At 69.6% G+C, this 22007-nt stretch carries 20 protein-coding genes; 11 read left to right on the top strand and 9 right to left on the bottom strand.

Annotated features, from left to right (window positions below):
- The first annotated feature begins 63 nt into the window (after positions 1 to 63).
- From selA to A176_RS17300, 6 genes are all read left to right on the top strand, one after another.
- Positions 64 to 1461, top strand: a complete 1398-nt coding sequence (gene selA / locus A176_RS17325) for an L-seryl-tRNA(Sec) selenium transferase (protein WP_044890470.1) — start codon at positions 64 to 66, stop codon at positions 1459 to 1461.
- Positions 1458 to 2051 carry an HNH endonuclease gene (locus A176_RS17320; protein WP_002633563.1) on the top strand — a complete coding sequence of 198 codons (594 nt, stop codon included), beginning with the start codon at positions 1458 to 1460 and terminating at the stop codon, positions 2049 to 2051. Before selA ends, A176_RS17320 begins: the two co-directional genes overlap by 4 nt.
- A 220-nt stretch (positions 2052 to 2271) precedes the next feature.
- Positions 2272 to 3225 (top strand): P-loop NTPase, encoded by a 954-nt coding sequence (locus A176_RS17315; RefSeq protein WP_002633562.1) that lies wholly within the window; start codon positions 2272 to 2274, stop codon positions 3223 to 3225.
- The gene (locus A176_RS17310; protein WP_002633561.1) at positions 3222 to 4982 is read left to right on the top strand and encodes a helix-turn-helix domain-containing protein; all 1761 of its coding nucleotides are present in this window, start codon (positions 3222 to 3224) and stop codon (positions 4980 to 4982) included. The genes A176_RS17315 and A176_RS17310 overlap by 4 nt, the downstream gene beginning before the upstream one ends.
- A gap of 85 nt (positions 4983 to 5067) precedes the next feature.
- Entirely contained in the window at positions 5068 to 5331 is a 264-nt protein-coding gene (locus A176_RS17305) for a hypothetical protein (protein ID WP_002633560.1), read from the top strand.
- Positions 5332 to 5341: 10 nt separating this feature from the next.
- Positions 5342 to 6361 carry an RluA family pseudouridine synthase gene (locus A176_RS17300; protein WP_002633559.1) on the top strand — a complete coding sequence of 340 codons (1020 nt, stop codon included), beginning with the start codon at positions 5342 to 5344 and terminating at the stop codon, positions 6359 to 6361.
- On the opposite strand, the gene A176_RS17295 is transcribed toward A176_RS17300, so the two are convergent.
- Positions 6342 to 7652 carry an HD-GYP domain-containing protein gene (locus A176_RS17295; protein WP_002633557.1) on the bottom strand — a complete coding sequence of 437 codons (1311 nt, stop codon included), beginning with the start codon at positions 7650 to 7652 and terminating at the stop codon, positions 6342 to 6344. The two genes, A176_RS17300 and A176_RS17295, sit on opposite strands and share 20 nt — an antisense overlap.
- A 4-nt stretch (positions 7653 to 7656) precedes the next feature.
- A complete protein-coding gene (locus A176_RS17290) occupies positions 7657 to 9423 on the bottom strand; it encodes a HEAT repeat domain-containing protein (protein ID WP_002633555.1) in 1767 nt (588 codons plus the stop codon).
- A gap of 156 nt (positions 9424 to 9579) precedes the next feature.
- On the opposite strand from A176_RS17290, the gene A176_RS17285 reads away from it, so the two are divergent.
- Complete coding sequence (locus A176_RS17285; protein WP_002633553.1) at positions 9580 to 9912, top strand: hypothetical protein; 333 nt, start codon at positions 9580 to 9582, stop codon at positions 9910 to 9912.
- A 129-nt stretch (positions 9913 to 10041) separates the two neighbouring features.
- Here the strand turns inward: A176_RS17285 and A176_RS17280 are convergent, their stop codons facing one another.
- The 7 genes from A176_RS17280 to A176_RS17250 all read right to left on the bottom strand — a co-directional run bounded on the left by A176_RS17280 (position 10042) and on the right by A176_RS17250 (position 19296).
- Complete coding sequence (locus A176_RS17280) at positions 10042 to 12507, bottom strand: OPT family oligopeptide transporter (protein ID WP_044890469.1); 2466 nt, start codon at positions 12505 to 12507, stop codon at positions 10042 to 10044.
- A gap of 162 nt (positions 12508 to 12669) precedes the next feature.
- Positions 12670 to 13557, bottom strand: a complete 888-nt coding sequence (locus A176_RS17275) for an RNA polymerase factor sigma-32 (RefSeq protein WP_002633551.1) — start codon at positions 13555 to 13557, stop codon at positions 12670 to 12672.
- A 404-nt stretch (positions 13558 to 13961) separates the two neighbouring features.
- Positions 13962 to 16019: a transglutaminase TgpA family protein gene (locus tag A176_RS17270; protein ID WP_002633550.1), complete on the bottom strand. Its 2058-nt coding sequence runs from the start codon at positions 16017 to 16019 to the stop codon at positions 13962 to 13964.
- Positions 16016 to 16984: a DUF58 domain-containing protein gene (locus A176_RS17265; RefSeq protein ID WP_002633549.1), complete on the bottom strand. Its 969-nt coding sequence runs from the start codon at positions 16982 to 16984 to the stop codon at positions 16016 to 16018. Before A176_RS17265 ends, A176_RS17270 begins: the two co-directional genes overlap by 4 nt.
- Complete coding sequence (locus A176_RS17260) at positions 16981 to 17961, bottom strand: AAA family ATPase (RefSeq protein ID WP_044890468.1); 981 nt, start codon at positions 17959 to 17961, stop codon at positions 16981 to 16983. Before A176_RS17260 ends, A176_RS17265 begins: the two co-directional genes overlap by 4 nt.
- 92 nt (positions 17962 to 18053) lie before the next feature.
- On the bottom strand, positions 18054 to 18377 hold the full coding sequence (locus tag A176_RS17255; RefSeq protein ID WP_044890467.1) for an STAS domain-containing protein: 324 nt from the start codon (positions 18375 to 18377) through the stop codon (positions 18054 to 18056).
- Positions 18378 to 18561: 184 nt separating this feature from the next.
- A complete protein-coding gene (locus A176_RS17250; RefSeq protein ID WP_044890466.1) occupies positions 18562 to 19296 on the bottom strand; it encodes a lytic transglycosylase domain-containing protein in 735 nt (244 codons plus the stop codon).
- A gap of 311 nt (positions 19297 to 19607) precedes the next feature.
- On the opposite strand from A176_RS17250, the gene A176_RS38710 reads away from it, so the two are divergent.
- Genes A176_RS38710 through A176_RS17235 form a run of 4 tightly spaced genes read left to right on the top strand, consistent with a single transcriptional unit; the run spans position 19608 to position 21982 of the window.
- Entirely contained in the window at positions 19608 to 19766 is a 159-nt protein-coding gene (locus A176_RS38710; RefSeq protein WP_002633545.1) for a lmo0937 family membrane protein, read from the top strand.
- A complete protein-coding gene (locus A176_RS17245; RefSeq protein ID WP_002633544.1) occupies positions 19763 to 20329 on the top strand; it encodes a hypothetical protein in 567 nt (188 codons plus the stop codon). Before A176_RS38710 ends, A176_RS17245 begins: the two co-directional genes overlap by 4 nt.
- Before the next feature lie 47 nt (positions 20330 to 20376).
- Positions 20377 to 21450 carry a HupE/UreJ family protein gene (locus tag A176_RS17240; protein WP_002633543.1) on the top strand — a complete coding sequence of 358 codons (1074 nt, stop codon included), beginning with the start codon at positions 20377 to 20379 and terminating at the stop codon, positions 21448 to 21450.
- Between the two features lie 58 nt (positions 21451 to 21508).
- On the top strand, positions 21509 to 21982 hold the full coding sequence (locus A176_RS17235; RefSeq protein ID WP_002633542.1) for a hypothetical protein: 474 nt from the start codon (positions 21509 to 21511) through the stop codon (positions 21980 to 21982).
- The last annotated feature ends 25 nt before the right edge of the window (positions 21983 to 22007 follow it).

Genomic DNA, 22007 nt, shown 5'->3' with positions numbered 1-22007 from the left:
TGTCACCGCGATGTCGGGGGCCTCGCCTGGAACTTGCCCGGCGGCTCCCCTAGACTCGGGTGCGTGGGCGCCCCGTCGAACAGTGGAGACGGTGGGAAGAATGCGCTCTTGCGCGCGCTCCCCTCCGTCGAGCAGCTCCTGCGGCGCCCGTCGCTGGAACCCCTGTTGAGCGCAGTCCCCCGGGCGCGTGCCGTCGCCGCGCTCCGGTTGGCCGTGGACCGTGCCCGCGCCCGGCTGGTGGCCTCGGGTGGGCCCGGCTTCGAGGACGCGGACGTTCAGCGCGCCCTGGACACGTTGGCCACGCCGGGACTGCGGTCCGTGCTCAACGCCACCGGCGTGGTGCTGCACACCAACCTGGGCCGCGCGCCCCTGGCACCTTCGGCCGTGGCGCGCGTGGCGGAGGTGGCCCGGGGCTACTCCAACCTCGAATACGACCTGGACGAGGGTGAGCGGGGCAGCCGCTACGCGCCGCTGGTGGGCCTGCTGCGCTCACTGACGGGCGCGGAGGACGCGGTGGTCGTCAACAACTGCGCGGGCGCGGTGCTGCTGGTGCTGGCGGCGCTGGCGTCCGGCCGTGAGTGCGTGGTGTCTCGCGGCGAGCTGGTGGAGATTGGCGGGGGCTTCCGGGTCCCCGACGTGATGCGCCAGTCCGGTGCGAAGCTGGTGGAGGTGGGGACCACCAACCGCACGCGGCGGTCGGATTACGCGGCGGCGCTGGGGCCGGAGACGGGCCTGCTGGTGAAGGTGCACCGCTCCAACTTCGCGCTGGTGGGCTTCACGGAAGAGGTGGAGGTGACGGAGTTGTCCGCGCTGGGGCGGGCGCACGGGGTGCCGGTGTTCCAGGACCTGGGGGCGGGCGCGTTGGTTCCGCTGACGGGCGAGGGGCTGAGCCGGGAGCTGACCGTGGCGCAGGCGGTGGCGGCGGGCGCGGACGTGGTGGCCTTTTCGGGAGACAAGTTGTTGGGAGGACCTCAGGCGGGAGTCGTGGTGGGCCGGTCCGCGCTGCTGGCGCGCATCAAGGCCCATCCGCTCATGCGGGCCCTGCGGGTGGACAAGCTGACGGTCGCCGCGCTCGAAGCCACCTTGGAGCTGTACCGGGATGGCCGGGCGGAAGACGTTCCGGTGCACCGCCTGCTTGCCCAGCGGCCCGAGGCGTTGCGCGCCAGGGCGGTGCGGCTGGAGGGGTTGCTGGCGCAGCGGGGCATTCGTGCCCGAGTGGCCAGCGTGGTGGGACAGGTGGGAGGGGGTGCCATGCCGCTGGCCGGGTTGCCGTCCTTCGCGTGCATCCTCACCCTAGAGACGCCGGAAACATTCCTGGACCGCCTGCGCGGGGGAATGCGGCCGGTTATTGGCAGGATCACGGACGGCGAGGTGCTTCTCGACGTCCGGTGTCTCGAGGAGGAGGAGCTCCAGGCGGTCGCGGATGCCGTCGCGGCCGCCATTCCAGGGAACCCGCCATGATCAACAGCGCCGTGCTTGTCCTCAACCGGTACTACCAGCCGGTGCATGTCACCTCGGTGAAGCGGGCATTCTCGCTTCTGTATCTGGGGGTGGCCAAGGCCATCGACTCGCAGTACCGGCTGTACGAGTTCGCGGATTGGGCAGAGCTGAGCGCCACCCAGGACTGCATCACCACCATCGAGCGCACCATCCGCGTGCCTCGGGTCCTGGTGCTCAGCGCGTATGACCACCTGCCTCGCGGGCGGGTGCGCTTCTCCCGGCTCAACATCTACGCGCGCGACAACGACACCTGCCAGTACTGCGGGAAGAACCTGCCTCGCAGCGAGCTGAACCTGGACCACGTGATGCCGCGCACCCAGGGCGGAAAGACGACGTGGGAGAACGTCGTGTGCTCCTGCGTGCCCTGCAACCTGAAGAAGGGCGGACGCACGCCGGAGCAGGCCAACCTGAAGCTGCTCAAGAAGCCGGTGCGCCCGCGCTGGACGCCGCTGTTCCGTGGCGCCACCCGCAAGGTGACGTACCGGGAGTGGCTGCCGTTCCTGCACCTGGCGGATGCCTCGTACTGGAACGTGGAGTTGCTCGACGAGTAGCGCCCGCCCGGTGGGCGGCCAGGGGCTCGGGCGCCGGGTGACTTACCCGGAGTGACGGATTTTCGGCGCGCGCGCGGGCCGGGATGCGGCACTGAACGGATGCGGCAGGTCGGGGAGTCGACGTGACCCCGGGTTCGGGATTTGATGGGGGGGCATGTCCCAACCCTCGCGAGCGCCCCGGGCGGAATCCCGTGTCCAGGGCCCCACGGAGCCAGGCCCCATGGCCTCCGGCCCTCCTGGTCTGTCACGCCGTCCTCGCCCCCGGCGCATCATCGCCGTGGGAGGCGGGAAGGGCGGCATTGGCAAGTCCATGGTGTCCGCCAACCTGGGCGTGGCCCTGGCTCAGTCGGGCGCCAACGTGCTGCTCGTGGACGTGGACCTGGGCGGCGCCAACCTGCACACGTGCCTGGGCGTCGGACAACCCACCGCGACGCTGTCCGACTTCCTGCGTCGGAACAAGGCGCAGCTCGAGGAGGTCATCGTCCCCACGGGCGTGCCGGGGCTGTCGCTGATCGCCGGCGCGCAGGACGCACTGGATGCGGCCAACCTCAAGTACGCGCAGAAGCAGAAGTTGCTGCGCACGTTGATGGGGACCTCGGCGGACTACCTCATCCTGGACCTGGGCGCCGGGACGAGCTTCAACACCATCGACTTCTTCGTCCTGGCGGACCATGGCGTGCTGGTGATGCTGCCGGAGCCCACCTCGGTGGAGAACGCCTACCGCTTCGCCAAGGCGGCCTTCTTCCGGAAGCTCCAGCAGGTGGAGTCGCAGTACGGCATCGAGGACCTCGTGGAGGATGCGCTCACCACGCGGGAGGGCGCGCTGCGCACGCTGCATGACGTGCTGGCCCAGGCCCGGCGGAAGGACCCGGCCATCGCGGAGCGTCTGGAGCGGGAGCTGTCGGCTTTCCGCATCCGACTCATCGTGAACCAGGCGCGCACGGACGCGGACCTGTCCGTGGGCGCCGCGGTGGCCGCCGCGTGGAAGAAGTTCTTCGGCATCGAAATGGATGTCCTGGGCGCCATTCGGTACGACGACGAGGCCTGGCGCGCGGTGCGCAAGCGCAGGCCCGTGCTCATCGAGCGGCCGGATTCCGCGGCGGCCACTGCCATTCAGGGCATCGCTACGCGTATCCTCGCGCTGGACGGTCCCCCCCAGCGCTCCGCACCATGAAGCCTTTCGAGCAGCAGACCTATTACGAGATTCTCGAAGTCCCCGTCACCGCGCCCCTCGAGGAGATTCGGGCGGCGTATGCGCGGTTGATGGAGCTGTATTCGCCGGACTCCATCGCCGTCTATGCGCTCGTGGACGAGGGGCAGGTCGACGGGCTCCGCGCCCGGATGGCCGAGGCCCTGGAGATTCTCTCCGACGAGGACCTGCGTGCCGAATACGACAAGGACCTCGGGTTGCCCGCGCGGCGGCTGATGGAGGCCGTGTCCACCGGGGGCGCGGTGGAGGAAAAGCGTGCGGAGCCCGAGCGGGTTGGGGTTGCCGCGTCCACTGGGGAAGATCAGACTGCGCCTCTTTCGACACAGGGCCCCGAGACGGGGACGAATGGGAGGGCAGGGGCAGTGCGAGAGGCGCCGGTAGAGGGCTCGGAGGACGCGAGCGGGGAGCGGGAGGCGGCAGGGCAGGGCGCCGACACGGCGTCGCAGGACGACGCGTCTCCGGTGGCGGTGCCTACGGGGCAGGCGGATTTCCGGGCCTCGTTCTTCCGAGGCTTCTCGTTCGCGTATGTGTCCAGCTCGCTGCAGGACACGCAGAGCCTGGGCAGCGCGGTGGATGTGCCCGCTGCGTCGATGCAGCCCGTGGCGCCGGCGGCTGCCGCGCCCGTGCCGACTCCGCCAGCGGCCTTGGGGAGCGCTTCGCCCGAGCCAGTTCAGCCGGCCGCGCCTGTGGTCGTTTCAACCGAGACGCCGCCGGTGCGAGCTGCTTCGGTGGGGACGGTCTCTCCAGAGACAGTGCAGGCGGCTGGGCCCGTTGCGGCGTCGCCAGTGGCCACCGCTCCCGTGGGGGCGGTTGCTTCTGAGGCAGTGCCGGCTGCGCCGCCCGTGGCCTCCACGCAGACCGCAGTGCCGGTGGCCCCAAGCTCGTCCGCTGCTGTCGCTCCGGTGATTCCGGCGGTCGTCGCCGCGGCGCCTGCCCAGGTGGCTGCGGCACCAGCCGGTGGTGCTGCTCCGGAGGTAGGGAGTACCGCCGCGCCCGTCGCGGTTGCGCCTGCTCAATCTCCAGCGGAGTCTGCCGGGGGGGCCGCTGCGGACGTGGGAACTCCCGCCACGCCCGTCACTGCGTCGCCGACCCAGGCCCCAGTGGCATCGACCGGCGGAGCCGCTCCGGACGCGGGGGCTGTCGCCGCGCCGGTCGTGTCTTCGGGGCTGCCCTCAGCGCCGGTCCAGTCGGCCGCGCCAGTCGCCACCGCTTCGGTGCCAGACGTGTCACGCGCGGCGCCGACCGTGCCCGAATCCGCGGCCATCATTCCGGTCCGCGCGCCGACCGCCGCCGAGCCTCAGCCCGAACCGTCCCGTCCCGCGTCCCGTCCCGGACGGCCCCTGGGCGACGCGCCGCAGATTGCCCAGGACACCGCCATCGCCACGGCGGAGGCGGCCCTGGCCCAGGTGTCCCAGGTCGCGTCCCGTGCCCGTGAGCCTCGCCCTCGTATCCCGGACATCCCGTCGGACGCCGAGTTCAACGGCGAACTGCTCCGCCAGGTGCGCGAGGCCCGGGGAATGACCCTCCAGCAGGTCGCGGACCGGACGCGCATCACCCGGGGCCACCTGGAGAACGTCGAGGCGGACCGCTACACCGCGCTCCCGGCGGCGGTCTACCTGCGAGGTATCCTGATGAACCTCGCCCGGGAGCTGGGGTTGGATCCGCTCCGGGTGTCCAAGAGCTACCTGGCGCTGGCTTCTGAGAAGTCGGGCAAGAAGTAGGGGCGCCGGCGTCCGGCGTCCTGAAGTCACCGCGGTTGCGAGGAAAGTTGACTCGCCTTCCGCCGCTGCCTAAGTAGGTAGCACGATGACGGACGAGGAAAAGATCAAGGCGATGCGGCTCGCCCGTGCGATTGCCTCGGATATCTCGCTCTACAACGAGCAGAAGATCATCAAGGGAATCGAGCAGGACAACCTCTTCGAGGTCCTCAAGGAGGAACTGGAAGAGGGCCGCGAGCTCTACAAGAGCCGCGTCAGCCAGGAGATCTTCACGAAGATGAACTTCTTCGAGCGGGCGGTGAACGACATCGTCCTGCGCTCGAAGGCGCATGTGAAGTCGAAGATCTGGTAACCCCCGCCCCGTGGTAGCGCCCGACACGCGAGAGCACCGCGCTCCGCCCGAAGCCCGCGGCGAGCGCGTGGACCAGTATCTCGCGCGCGCCTTCCCGGACCTCACGCGCTCGCGCATCCATGGCCTCATCGAGGACGGACACGTCCTCTCCGACGGCCAGCCCGCCAAGCCGGCCCGAAGGCTGCGCGGCGGCGAGCTGCTCGTCCTCCACATTCCCGCGCCGGTCCCCGCCGTTCCGCTGGCCGAGGAGCTGCCCCTCGCCGTGCTGCACGAGGACCGTGACCTCGTCGTCGTCGACAAGGCCGCGGGCATGGTGGTGCACCCTGGCGCGGGGCACGCCTCCGGCACGCTCGTCAACGCGCTGCTGCACCGGGTGAAGGACCTGGCCGGCGTGGGCGGCGAGCTGCGGCCCGGCATCGTCCACCGGCTCGACAAGGACACCACCGGCTGCCTCGTCGTGGCGAAGAACGAGCAGGCGCTGGTGGCGCTGCAGAAGGCCTTCAAGACGCGCGCGGTGGAGAAGACGTACCTCGCGCTGGTGCACGGCGTGCCGCCCGCGGAAGGCCGCATCGAGACGCTCTACGGCCGTCACCCCATCCACCGGCAGCGCTTCACCGGCAAGGTGAAGGAGGGGAAGACCGCCATCACCTTGTTCCGCGTCCTCGAGTCCTTCGACGGCGCGGCGCTGGTGGAGGTGGACCTGCTCACCGGCCGCACGCACCAGATTCGCGTGCACCTGGCCGAGGCCGGGCACCCGCTGCTGTGCGACGCGCTCTACGGCGCCGGGCGCAAGGCGAAGGGCGCCGCGGCCGAGGTGCAGGAGAAGCTGGGCCGGCAGGCGCTGCATGCCTGGCGCCTGGCCTTCGAGCACCCGCGCACGGGCAAGGCCCTGAAGCTGGAGGCGCCCATCCCGCCGGACCTCGACGCGGCGCTGACGCTGCTGCGAGGCAGCGCCCCCGCGCCGGTGCGTGAAGCCCCCGCGGCCCGGAAGGCGCCGACCCGCAAGCGGACTACAGGCCGGACACGCTGAGCGACTGCTGGCGCTTCGACAGCACCTTCACGGGCTGGATGGCCATCACCCGCATGAAGACGGACAGCAGCTCCGGGTCGAACTTGTTCCGCATCTCCGACCACATGAGCATCAGGGCGACCTCGGGCCCATACGCGTCGCGGTAGGGCCGCTTCGAGGTGAGCGCGTCGTACGCGTCGCAGATGGCGATGACCTTCGCGTACACCCCGAGGTTCGTCTTCGGGATGATCATCTGGATGTTGCCGCGTGAGTCGCGCACCGCGGTGCCGAAGTCCGTCTTGTGCTCGAACGTCGTCACCACGCGCAGCAGCGTGGAGCGGCTGAAGCCCTTCTCCATCAGGATGTTGCGCACGGAGACGAGTGGCGCGCGCTGCACCACCAGCTTCTCCTCGGCCGTCAGCGCGCCGCGCTTCGTCGACAGCTCCTCCGACAGCGTGGCCATGCCGGCGTCGTGGAAGAGGGCGATGTAGCCCAAGTCGCGGAGCTGCGGCTTCGTCAGGCCCAGCTCCGCGCCGAAGACGACGCTCATGAGGCACACGTTGACCTGGTGGTACACGAGGTAGTCGTCCTCGCGCCGCATGGTCGTCATGCCCAGGAAGTGCGTGCGCTGCTCGTACGAGATGTCGACGAAGTCCTGCACCAGCCGCAGCGCCTTGGAGGCGTTGATGGGCTTCCCGGCGCGCACCGACTCCAGGTACTTGGAGAGGAAGAACACCGCGCGAGCGTAGATGGTCATCGCGTACTTCTTGCGGTCCACCTTCTGGTCGCCCGGGTTGTCCAGGTCCTTGTTCAGCTTCTCCTTGATCTTGGAGAACTTGGCCACCCGCATGTTGAGCAGCTTGCGGTTGGACAGGCCGTCCTCTTCGGACGCGGCCGTCTGCTCCTTGCTGAAGATCCAGACGAAGTTCTTCAGCTCCGGAACGGTGACGGGCTTGGTGAGCGTGAAGCCGCCCACGTCCTTGGAGCGCATCTCCGACAGCAGGTAGCGCTGGTTCTCGATGGAGTTGAGGTCCACCTTCACCAGCATGCCGTTCAGGTAGAAGGACTCCTTGACGCCCGTGAGCTCCAGGCGGCCTTCCTTGCCGATGATTTGATTGATGATGTCCTGGAGCTGGTGCAGCGGCTTCTGGAAGACCGCGTTCTCCGGGTCATACATCTTCACCGAGCGCACCAGCATGTACAGGCCGGCCACCAGCGAGCGCGCCAGGCTCTGGAGCTTCTCGTTGTGCTCGCGGCCGAACTCGTTGGTGTTCTCTTCCTGGGCCTGGGTGATTTTCAGATTCTCGGCCATGTGCCTATGCCTCCTCGGACAGCGCCGAGTCTCCGAAGAGCGCCTTCTTCGTCTGGTACATCGCCTTGCGCGCCGAGGTGAGGACCTCCAGGGGCTGTGACTTGTCCTCCACCACCGCCTGCAACATCTTGTAACCCTGGATGGAGCACGCGCCGCCCAGGCCGTGGATGGCCATCAGCTTGTCCTCCAACACCCGCTTCTTGTTGAGCAGCGAGGGCTTCGTCGCCAGCATCTGCTGCATCATCGACAAGGCACCCGGGGTGCCCGTGGAGCCGATGGCCGAGTACACCGCCGCGCGCTCATCGGGCGTCTTCTTCTCGAAGCCCTGCTCGCGCACCAGCCGCATCAGGTCGACGTAGCCCTTGTCCCGGTCGAACTCGGGCAGCAGCTTCGCCGCCAGCATGCGAATCTGGGAGATGGGGTCCGCGAGCGCGTCCACGATGATGCGCCGCGCGTCGCCGGTGCGACCCCGGCCGATGATGTTGATGACCTCCAGCTTCACCACCAGGTTGGGGCTCTTCAGCACCTGGCCGAACATCTTCACCCGGTCCGGGTGGTTGCTCTTCTCCAGGATGTAGACCATGTCGCGCACTGTCTGCGGCCGGTCTGACATCAGCCGCGCGACGAAGGGCTCGGGCAGCTCGCGCGCGAAACCCGCGAGCGCGTCGCACAGCAGCGTGCGGTTGTCCGCGACCTCGATGCTCTCCAGTACCGTCAGCAGGGGAAGGATGGAGTCGCGGCCCAACACCTGGAGATAGCGCGACACATCGGCGGGATTCTTGGGCCGGGTCGTCTTCAGCGACTCGCCCACGCGCATCAGGCGCTGCTCCTCGCCCATCTTGTGGAGGAAGTTCTCCAGCATCTGCTCCAGGTCGCTGCTGCCGTCGCGCTGGGACAGCGCGCGCAGCTTGAGGACAATCTGGTTGATGGTGCCGAAGTCGTCCTGGATGAGGAGCATGTCCAGGAGCTGCACGAAGATCTCCTCGAGCAGCGACGCGTCATCCACGCCGCCTTCCACCACCTGGAACACGGCGCTCACCAGCTTGGGGAAGAGCCGCGCGTTCTCCTCCTCCATGACCTCGCGCTGGAGCTTCGCCTTCAGGTCGTCCGAGGCATGCCGGCCGCCCACGACGAGGCCGCGAATCTGCTCCACGCCGTCCAGCTTGGCGTCCAGGTCCTCTGCGGACACGCGCGCGAAGCGCAGGTAGTCATCCGAGTTCGTCTGTAGGCGCGAGTAGAGGTAGCCCACCACCTTGTCCACCTCGACCTGCACCTCTTCCTCGGAGGCGTTCTCCATGGAGAAGCCTTCCACCACCACGTACTCGACGTGCTCCATGCTCGCGCGCCAGAGCTGCGCCAGCACGTCCTCCGCGCCGCGCTCCGGCTCGGACAGCGCGATGAGCGTGAAGGTCACCAGCTCCTCCACCGTGAGGCCCGGCCGGAAGATGAGCTGCCGGATGCCGTCGCGGAAGAACTTGTAGGGGAGCGGCGTGTCCTCGGAGAACAACGGCTCGCCGAGCAGCATGAAGTTCTGCTGCTCCACCTTCATGGAGACGGGGCCGAACTTCTCGGTGTATTGGGAGACCGACTCGAGCGCCTTCCCCAGGAACTCCGGGAAGCGCGACTCGTTGTGACGATACATCCCGATTTGCTTGATGCCCTTGAGCAGGTGGAAGGCGAAGTTCTTCGCCAGCTCGACCTTCTCTTTCGCCTCGGGCGAAAGCTGGGGCTCCGCGGTGGATTCCTGGCTGGCTTTAGGGGGGTGGGCCATGCTGTCACCCAAGCCTAACCCGATTTTGGACAGTCACCCAGGAGACGTCCCGTGGAAGTCCCGGGACTTGGTGACGTCGCGGTGACAGGCCTTGGGGATGCGGGAATTCCAGGTTGTATTGCCACATGCGTCATCCACTGGAGGGAGCGGACGTCCATGGCGCGGTTGATGACGTGTGTATTGCTGCTGATGTCACTGCCGGGGTGTTTCCGGATGAGCCTGCGCTCGGGCGCGCCGCGTGAAGGCGCGCCGAGGGAACAGACGGGCTTCAGTCTCGTGGCCGGGCTGACGACGTCGAACGTGACGGCTCCGGAGTGTCGTCACGGCTTCTCTCGCGTGGATGTGTCCTGGCCCTGGTGGGGGCCCGCCGTCTTCGCGGTGACCTTCGGCATCGTCGCGCCGCTGCGGACGGAATACGTCTGCGCCGAGGGGCCGGTGGCGCCGGTGTCCGGCCCTGTCGACAGCCCGGATTCGCACCCGCAGCTTTGAGCCCGCACGGGTGGGTGCGCGCGGCCTCCTGGACAAGGATTCAGGAAGGAGCCCGGGGCCCGGAAATGACTGAGGCGGCGAGGTTGTCCTCGCCGCCCCAGGGTGACTCAGCCGAGTCCTACGCGCGGCTCACGCGTCCTTCTGCGGCGGCGGAGACATGGCGGCGCTCTGACCCTTGAGGGCGGAGCGCAGCAGGAACGCCGTGAGGCCGGCGAAGAACATCAGGCCCCAGAGGTTGGACCACAGCGGGTGCGCGTGCTCGCTCTCGCCCACGGCGTTCAGGAAGGCGCCCAGGCCCCCTTGGTTGCCCAGCAGGGCGGGGAGGTTGAGCGCGCGGGTGCCGGCGCCGTCGGTGGCGATTTCGAGGAACGCGATGAGCACGCCCGCGATGGAGCCACCGGCGATGAAGCCGGACGAGAGCAGGGTGCCGGGCGAGAAGTCGGACTCGGCGCCGCGCACGCGGTCCACGATGTAGCGCACGACGCCGCCCACGAAGAGCGGCGCGCTGCTGCTGATGGGCAGGTAGACGCCCACCGCGAAGGGCAGCGACGACACCCCGCACAGCTCCAGCATCAGCGCGATGAACACGCCCAGCAGCACCAGGTCCCACGGCAGCTTCTGGGTGAGGATGCCGTCGATGATGAGCGAGAAGAGCTGGGCCTTGGGCGCCGCGTAGCGCGTGAGCTGCTGACCTTCGTACACGCTGATGCGGCCGCCGATGCCCGGGTCCACCACGTACTGGATGGCGCCCGCCTCATCGACCAGGTACTTGCCGGCGGGCACCGGGGTGTCCGCGCCGCGCACGTAGCCTTCCTTGTAGGTCCGCTTCGAGCCCGCGGCGACGGCGCCCAGGTCCGCGATCTTCGCCGGCGCGCCCGTGGGCAGGTTGAGCGTCACCGCGCCCAGCTCCTGCGGCGACACGTCCCGCCAACTGCGCAGCTCCAGCGCGCCGCCCTGGGCGTTCAGCTCGTAGCCCTGCGCCCACACGGCCTTGCGCAGCGCCGCCTCGTCCAGGCCGCGCGACGCCAGCGTCTCGGCGGAGACGGTCCACGGGAAGGTGTGCTGGACGCGCGTCTCGTCGGACATCTGCGTCACCGCTACGCCGGGGTGGGGCTCCGGGATGGTGACGGTGGCGCCGCGGTTGAGCGTCACCAGCACCAGGCCAATGAACATCGCGCTGGTGAGCACGCCGACGAAGAGCGCCACCTGCTGGCGCTTGGGGGTGCCGCCCACCAGGAAGGCCGTCTTGAGGTCCTGCGCGGTGGTGCCGCCGTTCGACGCGGCGATGCCGACGATGGCCGCCGTGGTGAGGGCCATGAAGCGGTCCTGCGACGACGTCCAGCCCGCGAGCAGGTAGACGAGGCAGGTGATGAGCAGCGTGGCCACCACCATGCCGGAGATGGGGTTGGAGGAGCTGCCAATCTCACCGGTGATGCGCGCGCTCACCGTGACGAAGAAGAAGCCGAAGATGACGATGAGGACGGCGGAGATGAAGTTCACCTCCAGCGGCGGCGCCAGCCAGATGGCCAGCACCAGGGCCGCGCTGCCACCCAGCACCACGGTGATGGGCAGGTCCTGCTCGGTGCGCAGCAACTGCGGCGCGGCGCCCTGACCCCGCGAGGCCTTGAGCGTCTCCAGGCTGCGCTTGAACGCGCCGACGATGGTGGGCAGGGAGCGGATGAGGCTGATGAGGCCGCCCGTCGCCACCGCGCCCGCGCCGATGTAGAGCACGTACGCGTTGCGAATCTGGTCCGGCGACATGTCCCGGATGAGCAGGCCGTTGTGCATCAGCAGCGGCGTCTCCAGCCCACCGCCGAAGAAGGAGATGGCGGGGATGAGGATGAGGTAGCTCAGCACGCCGCCGGCGAAGGTGATGGCCGCCACGCGGGGGCCGATGATGTAGCCCACGCCCAGCAGCTCCGGGCTCACCTCGGTGGAGAGGGTGGCGCTCTTGAGGCCCTTGAGCGGCGTGCTCAGCACCTCGCGGAACAGCTTCATGCCGGAGTAGGCGAGCTTGTAGACGCCGCCCACCACGAAGCCGGCGATGACGGTGCGCGCGTTGGTGCCGCCCTGCTCGCCGACGATGAGCACGTCCGCGCTGGCGGTGCCTTCGGGGTAGGGGAGCTTCCCGTGCTCCTGGACGATGAGGCCCTGGCGCAGCGGAATCATCATCAGCACGCCGAGCACACCGCCCAGCGCCGCCGTGAGGAAGGCATGGGTGAGGCTGATGTCGTAGCCCAGCAGGAGCAAGGCGGGCAGGGCGGCCGCCACGCCGAAGGCGAGCGACTCACCGGCCGAACCCGTCGTCTGGACGATGGTGTTCTCCAGGATGCTGGCGTTGCCCAGGGCCCGGAAGATGGCGATGGAGAGCACCGCCACCGGAATCGACGCGGAGACCGTGAGGCCGACCTTGATGGCCAGGTACACGGAGGAGGCGGCGAAGACGATGCCCAGCAGCGAGCCGAGCACCAACGCCCGCATCGTCATCTCCGCCGGAGATTTGTCGGGAGGGACGTAGGGGGTATGGGCGACCAGCGTCTGAGTCTGCGCGATCGGGACGCGATCCTCGGAGATCGGCGGCGAACCGTGGGCCAAGCAGGGGGCTCCTTCAAAGGGAAAACCCGCCCCTTCTAGCAGGCCCCTGGCCGCCCGTGAAACAACGCCCTCAAATGGCAAGCGCCCCCGCCGGTAGGGCGGAGGCGCTCGAAGGAGGGTCAGCCCCGGATTGCCAGGGCCGCCCGCCGGGTCATTCGCCGCTTACTGCGAGACGGCGGCCGCCTCGGGGTCCACCTCGGCCATCAGGGCGGCCAGCTCGGACTTGAGCTTGTCCTTGGCGCGAATCTCCAACTGGCGCGCGCGCTCACGCGAGAAGCCGAAGTGCTCGCCCAGCTCCTTGAGCGTCATGGGGCGCTCGTTCATGACGCGCTGCTCGATGATGAAGCGCTCGCGCGGATCCAACCGCATCAGCGCGGTGCGGACGCGGGCGTTGATGAGCCCCGCCTCCTCCTTGTCCGCGAACTCGTCGTCCTGGGACGCGGCGCCGCTCACCACGAAGTCCACGTGGCTGTTGCCGCCGTCCTCACCCATGGGCGCGTCGAGCGACAAGTCACGGCCGCCCATGCGCTGCTCCATCTCCCGGACCTCGCCCGGCTTCACGTGCAGCCGGCGGGCGATGTCATCCACGTTCACCGCCGCCTCGCCGCTGCCAAACTTCTCCAGCTCACGGCGCGTGCGGGCCAGGCTGAAGAACAGCTTCCGCTGCGCTTGGGTGGTCCCCAGCTTCACCAGCGACCAGCTCTTGAGGATGTAGTTCTGGATGTACGCGCGAATCCACCACACCGCGTACGAGATGAGACGGATACCCTTGTCCGGGTCGAACTTCTGCACGGCCTTCATCAGGCCGATGTTCCCCTCCTGGATGAGGTCCGACATCTTGATGCCGTAGGAGCGGTACTCGTAGGCGACCTTCACCACGAAGCGCAGGTTGGCGGTCACCATGCGGTGGCCGGCCGCTAGGTCGCCCTTGAGGAAGCGGCGCGCCAGCTCCTGCTCCTCCTCCACCTTCAGGAGGGAGTAGTGGTTGATCTCCGAGAGGTACATCGCCAGGGAGCCGGAGTTGGACGACTGCTCGGTGGAAGCCTGCATGGATGGTTTCTCCGACGGTGGGCCTCGCGGGGAGGCCGAAAAAGGATGGTTTCGTCTGTCGACGTGACGAGCGGAGCATGAGCAACGGAAGTGCCAATCTGCCCCGGAGGGCCATTCCCAATGTCTGCGAGGGGTTGGCGCTCTTCCGTCAGGTGAACAGGACCGCAATCCTGTAACCGTTACGTTGCACCGGCATGAATCGCCGGATGCGCTAGCTGTAGGAGATTCAGAACTGTTGGCATTCGGTCCTCCTGGGCCGCCAGCACTCGGAGCGGCGCACGTCCCACGACGTGGCCAACCCGCCGGAAAAGGCGTAACGCCGCCTCACGCGGATGACAGACGTCGGCCGCTGGACAGTGCCCAGGGCAGGCGGCCCGTCAGGCGCTCGTGTTGACGTCAGACGTTCAGGAAGCGCGTGCCTGGGGCGGACGCTTGCCCTCACTGGCGACGCGTTGCGCCTCTTTGGCGACGGCGTTTCTCAATGTCGACAGGAGCTGCTGCGCCTCGCCTTGTCGCATGGGGCGGCCGCCGAAGCGGGCCTCCAGGTAGCGGCGGGTGAGGGGCGCGAGCGCCGGAGCGAGCGGATGCCGCTCCTTCCCCAGGCGGGCGTCCAGCGCCTCCAGCGTCTCGCCGTCAGCGCGCGTGACACGGGCGGAGGCGAGCATCGTCTCCACGGCATCCGCGAAGCGCGTGGCCTCCAGCGGACGCTCGCGCGACAGGTACCGTGACAGCGTCCGCCAGAGCACATACGCGGCGGCGGCGGCCAGCAGCGCGGCGCCCCAGGCTCGGGGAGGAGGCGTGCGACTGGAGGCTTCCTCATTCTTGGCCGCGTGCCGCTTCCTGGGGAACACCGTGCGCACGGCGTCCATCTGGTCGCGGAAGTTGTATTCGAGGACGGCGTTGCGCCATTGCGACTCCACCGCCTCATAGAGGCTGACGAGTTGTTCCAGGAGCCGCGAGGACTGGCTCGCGCGGTGCGAAGGGGGCGTCGCGTCCACGGTGACGAAGCCCTGTCCCGGGACGAAGACGTGCGTCCAGGCGTGTGCATCCCCGGCGCGAATCACATAGCCGCCCGTCACGCGCTCTCCGCCGAAGAAGCCGGTGGCCAGGCGCGCGCGCATCCCCTGGGTGCGCAGCATCAGCGTGAGCGCGGTGGCGAAGTGCTCGCAGTGGCCCTCCTTGCGCTGGAAGAGGAAGTCCGCCACCGGATCCGCCACGTCACCGCCCAGCTCCAACGTGTATTTGTATTCACGTTGCAGCCACGCGGACAGCTTCTGCGCGGCGGCCAGGGGCTCGCGCTCACCGTTCAAGACGCGCGCGGCCGTCTGGGCCACGCGGACATCCAGCCCGGCGGGAATCGACAGCAACGCGTCCTGCTCCTCGGGGGGCAGGTCGCGGACCTCATCGCCCGTGCTCCCGGGAGGAAGGCTGTACGCCTCGTAGGTGTAGGAGATGCCGCTGTCCCGGAATCGCACCTCGCCGCCGCCCTGCTCGGAGATGTGGGTGCGCCGCGAGCCGCGCTGGGTGTTGATGAACGCGTTGCCCAGCCGGGACGGCGTCTCCAGGGCCACCAGGGTGCGGGCCCCATAGGCGGGCATCAGCTCCATCCGCTGGTGGATGAGGTTGTCCCGGCCTGGGCGCAGCGTCGTCATGAACTCGAAGGGGCCGGGCGTCTGGCGCGCGTTGGACCACTCCTGGCCGTCGAAGACGTCGTAGGTGCGGCCCACCCAGTACGCGTTGAGCGAGTCCCGCTCCGGGTCGGGAGTCAGGGTGGCTCGCAGGACGATGCGGGGGTTGTCCTTGATGGTGCCCGAGCCGCCCAGCCGAACGCTGTTGGAGAAGCCCGCGGTGGCCACGCCCAGCCCGGGCGAGGCCGTGGGGCCAATCATGTTCCAGTTGAGGCGGGGGAAGAGGACGAAGAAGGCCACCGCGCCCAGCACGGCGAACGTCACGCCCTTGGCCAGGGGGCCCATCACCGAGCGCACCGGCACCGGTTCGCCTTCCGGGACGGCCGCCTCCACCACGCCCAGCGCCAGCGCGATGCTGGCCATCACACCGAAGACGATGAGGAAGAGGCCGTAGATGAGCTCACCGGAGAGCGCCGCGCCGCCCGCCACCATCAACAGGCCGGACAGGTGGACCTGCCCGTCGGTGGCCGAGTCCGGTGTCGACAGCAACCGCTGCGCGGAGATGAGGCCGGCGAAGGCACAGGCGGCCACCACTAGGTTGAGCGAGCCCGCGAGCACGTTGGTGCCCAACGTCACGGCGACGGCCAGCAAGAGCAGCGCGGTGAGCTTCACCCGGTTGGCGAACGGGCGCGTGTTCATCAGCGCGAGCACCAACGCCAGGCCATAGAGGGCCAGGGACCAGACGGGGAGCTGGCCGGACACCGCCATGGACCCGAAGGCGAACCCGGAGCCCAGGTCCCGCAGCACCAGCCGCAGCCGCGTGCCCTTCCTCATGCCGCCTCCTCGTCACCGTGCGGGCGCTCATGGCCCAGCCAGGCGAGTGCCCGCAGCAGCCGGCGCTCCTGCGCGGCGCCCGCGGAGGGACGGATGCGCTCCTCGGGCGTGTCGAGTCCCACTTCGTGCCCCTCTTCGATGAGCCGGTGGGCCAGGGCCGCCACTTCCTCGCAGCGGCGCTCCAAGGCCTGCGCGTCCAGGCCAGACGCCACCGTCAAGACGAAGGTGCGCCGCTCCTCGCGCTCCCGCTCCACGCGCAGCAGCTTTCCGGCGGAGGCGCTCTTTCGCCAGTGGATGCGGCGCGCGTCCTCGCCCGGCATCAGCTCGCGCAGGCCCGCCACGTCGCCGTTGCCGTCATTGCGGCGGGGATTGCCCGCGTCGCCCACGGGGCCCTGTTCCGGCGCGCCCGGGTCCTGGCAGGCGTAGGTCCGCCGCGGATAGATGAGAACCGTCGCCTCCAGGGGGAAGGTCCGCGTCTTGGCGAACAACCCCAGGGGCCACGTGGTGGTGACCCGCACGCCCGTGAGGTACACCGGCCCCCGCCGTGGCGCGGTGAGGTTGGCCCTCACCACGTGGTCCACGCCCGAGGCGAGGTAGCCCACGCTCCCCACGCCGGAGAGGGGAGACTTCTCCTCCTCCAACGTGAGCGCGAAGGCATGCCCGTGGTGCCGGGTGATGGCCCAGCGGAAAGCGAAGGGCTCCTGGGCGAAGGCGGCGTCCGCGCCCACGCGCCGCACCGACAGGTAGCGCAGGCAGCGCTCGGAGAGGACGCCCGAGACCACCACCATGCTCAGCAGCAGGCCGAGCAACAAATAGAGGAGGTTGTTGCCGGTGTTGAGGGCGCCCAGGCCCACGCCGAACGTCACCACCAGGTAGGTGCGTCCGATGCGCGTCACCTTGAGGGTGCGCGGGGGGCGGAGCCGCGAGCGAACCCGGGCCCACCAGCCGGTGCGCCGGGACTTCACCGGGGCGCCGGGACCTTTCGGGCAATCTCCTCCAGCAGGTGGGCCGCCTCGTCACGGGCGGACACGCCCTGCACGGCGCTGCGGAGCAACACGCGGTGGGACCAGCAGGGTACGAGCACCGCGCGGACGTCACCCGGGGTGACGAAGTCCCGCGCGTCCCACAGCGCGTTGGCGCGGGCGGCGGCGCCCAGGGCCAGCACCGCGCGGGTGGACGCGCCGCGGTCCAGGTCCCCATGCGAGCGCGTGGCCGTGGCCAGCCGCACCACGTAGTCCGCCACCGAGGCGTCCAGCCGCAGCGCGGCGGCGAACGCGCGCACCGAGGCCAGCTCCTCGGGACCGGAGACGGTGGACACCGCGTCCAGGGGCGGGGTGCCGTCGCGGGTGACGAGCAGCCCGGCCTCGACCTCGGGCGTCGGGTGGCCCAGCGACATGCGCACCATGAAGCGGTCCAACTGCGAGTCGGGCAGCGGGTAGGTGCCGGAGAAATCCACCGGGTTCTGCGTGGCCACCACCGCGAAGGGGACGGGCAGGGCGTGCGTGGCGCCATCCAGCGACACCTGCCCCTGGGCCATGGCCTCCAGCAGCGCGGACTGGGTGCGCGGCGGGGCGCGGTTCAGCTCGTCCGCCAGCACGAGCTGCCGGAAGAGGGGACCGGGGCGGAACTGGAAGGTGGCCGTCTGGGCGTGGAAGACCTGGGCCCCGAGCACGTCGGAGGGCATCAGGTCCGCGGTGAACTGGATGCGGGCGAAGCTCAGGCCGCAGGCCTTGGCCAGCGCCTCCGCCAGGGTCGTCTTGCCCACGCCCGGGACGTCCTCGAGCAGCACGTGGCCGCCGGCCACGAGGGACGTCACGACGAGCTGGAGCTGGGTGGGTTTTCCCTGCACCGCGCGGCCCAATTCCGTGGCGATGCGTTCCATCGCCGAGCGCGCGTTAGCGGGAGAAGGCACCGGGGAGAGGGCGCGGGCAGGCTGGTTCATCTGCCGCCACTGTAGCCCACTCCCTTGTCCGCCAACATGCTTCGCGTCCGGGCGGATGGGCTCGGACGCTCCCTCCTGGGTCGGCGGAGCGCCTAGGCCAGGAAGACGTCTTCGGGCGTGTAGTACGCGGGGCGCGGTGACGTCCCCGTACCCACACCGAAGTACCGGAACATCCGCTCGTGGTGGGTGGCCAGGCCGCGCAACTGCACGGAGCGCTCCACCAGCCCCTGGGTCAGCACGCCCACCGCGCTGTCCTTGAACTCCTTCAGGTGGGCGAAGTCCAGGACGACCTCGCAATCACGCAGGCCGCTCAGCGACGTCTGGACCTCTTCCGCCGTCTTGCCATCCAGCGTGCCTTCCAGCCGCAGCGTCACGGAACCTGCGGTCTCTTCACGGTGGATCTGTAGCCCCGGCATCGCGGTGTTCTCCAAGTTGGCGCGGAGCCTGTGGGGGACTGGTGTTGCGCCAGTCCTTCCACGGAGGACCCGTGGAGTGCTCCCGCCCGGCGCACAGTGCACATGGTTCGCAGCTTTGGTTACCCCCTTGGGGCAACTTTCTCGCGACTGTCGGGCAACGGTCGGAAGGCGTGTTGCGAAGCGCTCAGCTCTTCTGGCCGCTGGCCTTCTGGGCTTCACGCAGCGTGATGGCCTTCTCCTGCTCCGTCTTGAGCTTGCGGAATTCCTTCACGACCTTGGCGGGATAGCCGGCCATGAACTTCGTCCGGGCCTCCTTCTTGGCCAGGATGCGGCGGGCCAGGCCCGGGCCGGCGTTGTAGGCGACCAGGGCCTTCTCCACCGTGCCGAAGCGCTGGATCAGGTCCGCCAGGTACGCGGTCCCCAGCTCCACGTTCGTCTCCGAGTCGAAGAGGTTGCTGCTGCGGCCCAGGCGCAAGCCGGCCTTGTCCGCCAGCCAGGTGCCCGTGTCCGGCATCACCTGCATCAGGCCCATGGCCCCGACGTGGGAGACCGCGTAGTTGTTGAAGGAGCTCTCGCAGCGGATGACGGCCACGACCAGCAGCGGGTCGATGTTGTTCCGGGCCGCCTCGCGGACGATGGCCACCGCCAGCCGGCGCTGCTGACGGGCGGGGAGGCCGGAGGCCTTCACCATCTCCGTGATGCCCAGCGCCTCGGCCTGGGCGTAGTGCGTCTCATCCTCGTACGTCTGCAGCTTGGCCAGGGTGGCCTTCAGCTCCGCGTCGCGCTCCGCCAACCGGGCGCGAAGCTCCGTCAGCTCGGGGCCTTCGCCCTGCGCGCCATCCGGCACCTGCACCGGAAACGCCAGCGCCGCCGTACCCGCCAAGAACCCCGCCGCCATCGCCACCATCCAACCCCTCATCCCACCCCTCCCCGGCGACCGCCGTGCTGATCGCACCCTTTGAGCCCAGGCAGCCGGTGCGGACGCACCGACCTGCCGACGGAGCAGCGCCTAAGCAGCCCGCGTGCCAGCACTCGCACGCGGCGTCTCTCTCCTTAGAGGGCCGCCGAAAATGCCCCGTGGGGGCTCCAGGTTTCACCGGCGGTCCTGAAAAAATGCCCGGTCGGAGAAGTGCCGTTCCCAACGGGAGGCTGTGAAAAGCACCGGGTTGCTCGTTCGGGTGCCTGTTCCTAGGTTTGCCCGCGCCAGGTTGTGGTGCGTGGAGGTGTGGCGTGTACTGGACGATGGGAATCATCCTGTTGGTGTTGTGGGGGCTGGGGCTGACGACGGGTTCCACCGAGGGGTACTGGGTCCACCTGCTGCTCTTGTTCGCGATGGTGACGCTCCTGTTGGCGGTGGTGTCCCACGGCCGCCGGGCGGCCTCGGCGTGAAGCGCGAGGCGCCGGAGATGTGCCGGGTGGACCTGCCGCGGGACTCCGCCGGTTTCACGCGGCGGGAGTGTCCGGAGTGCCAGCGTCCGTTCAAGACGCGGCCGGGGCCCATGGACGCTCGGGCGGTGCTGCACAAGCTGCAGGGCTTCTACCCGTTCGAGAACGCGCACGAGTGCGTGGAGGGCGTTCCCGTCTGGGGCTGCCCGTACTGTGGCTACCGCGCGGAGGCGGACGCGTTCCTCACCCCCGCGCAGCAGACGCACCTGGAGTCGGTGGCGCGCGGCTGGGCCGACCACGTCCGCTACGAGCAACTGGCGCACGTGGCGCGGACGCTGGCCGTCAACCCGAGCCCCACCTTCGTCGCGGTGGAGCCGGAGGCGCTGCCGGGCCCCATGGCCGCGGAGCCGGACGAGCTGCTGCGCGCGCTGCCCATGCTCTGCTGCGGTGAAGAGGTGAAGGTGCTGTGGGAGTGGGATCAGGCACTCCACTGCTTCTCCTGCGGCGCGCGGCATGATCCGATGAGCGGCCGCCAGCAGGTGGAGCTGCGCTTCGTCTCGGAATGAGTCGCGGGGTGGACGCGCGCGGTCCCTGACGGCAGGCTGGCGGGGACATGACGCGTGTCTCCCTCCGGGCCCTGCTGGCGTGGCTGCTGTTGGCCACGGGCGTGGCCTCCGCGCACGACGCCGATATCCTTTATATTGAGGCACACCGCGCCGCGCCGGAGTCACCCGAGGTGCGCGAGGTGATGACGCTGACGCCGGAGTCCCTGGCCCGGCTCCTGTCCCTGGAGGGTACGGGGGCGGCGCTGAACACCCGGGACGCGCTGGCCGGGCAGCTCGACGCCATCTCCGCGCGAGTCTGGGGCTCAGCGCCCCTGGCCGCGGGGGGCCAGTCCTGCACGCGGACCGCGCATGCCGCGTCGCCTCGGCGGGCCTTCGTGGAGCTGACGGCGACCTTCACCTGTCCTCCGGGGCCGCTGCGTCAGCGCTTCGCCCTGCTGGAGCGGCTGCCCCCCGAGTACCGGGTGATCCTGGGCAGCGTGAGGGAAGGGGAGTTGCCCGGGGCCGTGTTCGCGGATGCCTCGCGGCCGGAGGTGGCCCTGCCCGACGGGGTTTCGCGCACGTCGCTGTCCGGACGCTTCGCCGGTTGGGTGGGGCTGGGCATGCGCCACATCTTCGAGGGCGTGGACCACCTGGCCTTCCTGCTGGCCGTGCTCCTGGTGGGGGGCGGCTTCAAGCGGGTGCTGTGGCTGGTGACGTCCTTCACGGTGGCGCACTCGCTGACGCTGGGGGCCGCCGCGCTGGGGTGGGTGGTGCTGGACGGTGCGGGGGCCCGGTGGGTGGAGGCCGCCATCGCCGCCTCCATCATCTATGTCGCGTTGGAGAACCTGATCCTTCGCGAGCACCGGCACCGGGTGCTCGTCACGTTCCTCTTCGGACTGATCCACGGCTTTGGCTTCGCGGGCGTGCTGGCGGGCTATGGCCTGGGCGAGTCCGTGGCCACGGCGCTGCTGGGCTTCAACGTGGGGGTGGAGCTGGGGCAGGCGGTGGTGGTGGCGGTGTTGCTGCCCATCCTCCGCATGCTCCAGCGCCGTCCGGCTTTGCACACGCGGGCGGTGAGGGCGGTGTCCATCGGAATCCTCGCCGTTGGTGGGTTCTGGATGGTCGAGCGCGCACTCGGTTGAATCCCGCGCGGGGCGTTCCTACGTTGCCGGCTTGCAGGTAGGGAACAGGGGGACGTCGATGGGTGCGAGGCATACCCGGCTGGCCGCGGCGCTGGCCGCCGCATGGGAGGCGGAGGTCGTCTCCGCCCGGCGGATGACGGCGCTGGCGGAGCGAATATCGGATGCGAGGGTTCGGGCGCGGTTGATGGTCCTGGCCGCATTCTGCCGGGCCCACGCCTCGCGGCTGCTCGCACGGCTGGCCGCGCTGGGCCGCGGGCCCCTGCCGGTTCCTCCCGAGAACATCGAGCTGGACCCGGATACCTTGCTGGAGCTGCGCCGTGAGGGCGCCTTCGCCCGGGCGTCCGCGGCCCGCTATGAGACGACGGCCGAGCTGGCCCGGCAGCAAGCGGACCTCTCCTCCGCGTGGGTCTGCGAGCTGAACCGCACCGAGGAGCAGGACCGCTCCCGGGAGCTGCTGGCCCTGGCGGAGGGCGCCCTGGGCCCCGTGGTCCACGCGGACGCGCCGGCCAGCGCCGCGCCGGGGGATTCCTGAGGGAACGACAGGGATGGCTCGCTCC

Source organism: Myxococcus hansupus (assembly GCF_000280925.3).
GTDB lineage: Bacteria > Myxococcota > Myxococcia > Myxococcales > Myxococcaceae > Myxococcus > Myxococcus hansupus.
The sequence above is the reverse complement of the archived record's forward strand: the minus strand, read 5'-3'. Positions and strand labels throughout refer to the sequence as shown.

What these genes read in the sequence shown, in the direction of transcription:
- A176_RS17305 (WP_002633560.1), top strand. Translation starts at nt 5,068, where the DNA reads ATGACGGACGAGGAAAAGATCAAGGCGATGCGGCTCGCCCGTGCGATT.
- A176_RS17255 (WP_044890467.1), bottom strand. Translation starts at nt 18,377, where the DNA reads ATGCCGGGGCTACAGATCCACCGTGAAGAGACCGCAGGTTCCGTGACG.
- A176_RS17260 (WP_044890468.1), bottom strand. Translation starts at nt 17,961, where the DNA reads ATGAACCAGCCTGCCCGCGCCCTCTCCCCGGTGCCTTCTCCCGCTAAC.
- A176_RS17275 (WP_002633551.1), bottom strand. Translation starts at nt 13,557, where the DNA reads ATGCAGGCTTCCACCGAGCAGTCGTCCAACTCCGGCTCCCTGGCGATG.
- A176_RS17290 (WP_002633555.1), bottom strand. Translation starts at nt 9,423, where the DNA reads ATGGCCCACCCCCCTAAAGCCAGCCAGGAATCCACCGCGGAGCCCCAG.
- A176_RS17285 (WP_002633553.1), top strand. Translation starts at nt 9,580, where the DNA reads ATGGCGCGGTTGATGACGTGTGTATTGCTGCTGATGTCACTGCCGGGG.
- A176_RS17240 (WP_002633543.1), top strand. Translation starts at nt 20,377, where the DNA reads ATGACGCGTGTCTCCCTCCGGGCCCTGCTGGCGTGGCTGCTGTTGGCC.
- A176_RS17315 (WP_002633562.1), top strand. Translation starts at nt 2,272, where the DNA reads ATGGCCTCCGGCCCTCCTGGTCTGTCACGCCGTCCTCGCCCCCGGCGC.
- A176_RS17235 (WP_002633542.1), top strand. Translation starts at nt 21,509, where the DNA reads ATGGGTGCGAGGCATACCCGGCTGGCCGCGGCGCTGGCCGCCGCATGG.
- A176_RS17295 (WP_002633557.1), bottom strand. Translation starts at nt 7,652, where the DNA reads ATGGCCGAGAATCTGAAAATCACCCAGGCCCAGGAAGAGAACACCAAC.
- A176_RS17310 (WP_002633561.1), top strand. Translation starts at nt 3,222, where the DNA reads ATGAAGCCTTTCGAGCAGCAGACCTATTACGAGATTCTCGAAGTCCCC.
- A176_RS17250 (WP_044890466.1), bottom strand. Translation starts at nt 19,296, where the DNA reads ATGAGGGGTTGGATGGTGGCGATGGCGGCGGGGTTCTTGGCGGGTACG.
- A176_RS17320 (WP_002633563.1), top strand. Translation starts at nt 1,458, where the DNA reads ATGATCAACAGCGCCGTGCTTGTCCTCAACCGGTACTACCAGCCGGTG.
- A176_RS17270 (WP_002633550.1), bottom strand. Translation starts at nt 16,019, where the DNA reads ATGAGGAAGGGCACGCGGCTGCGGCTGGTGCTGCGGGACCTGGGCTCC.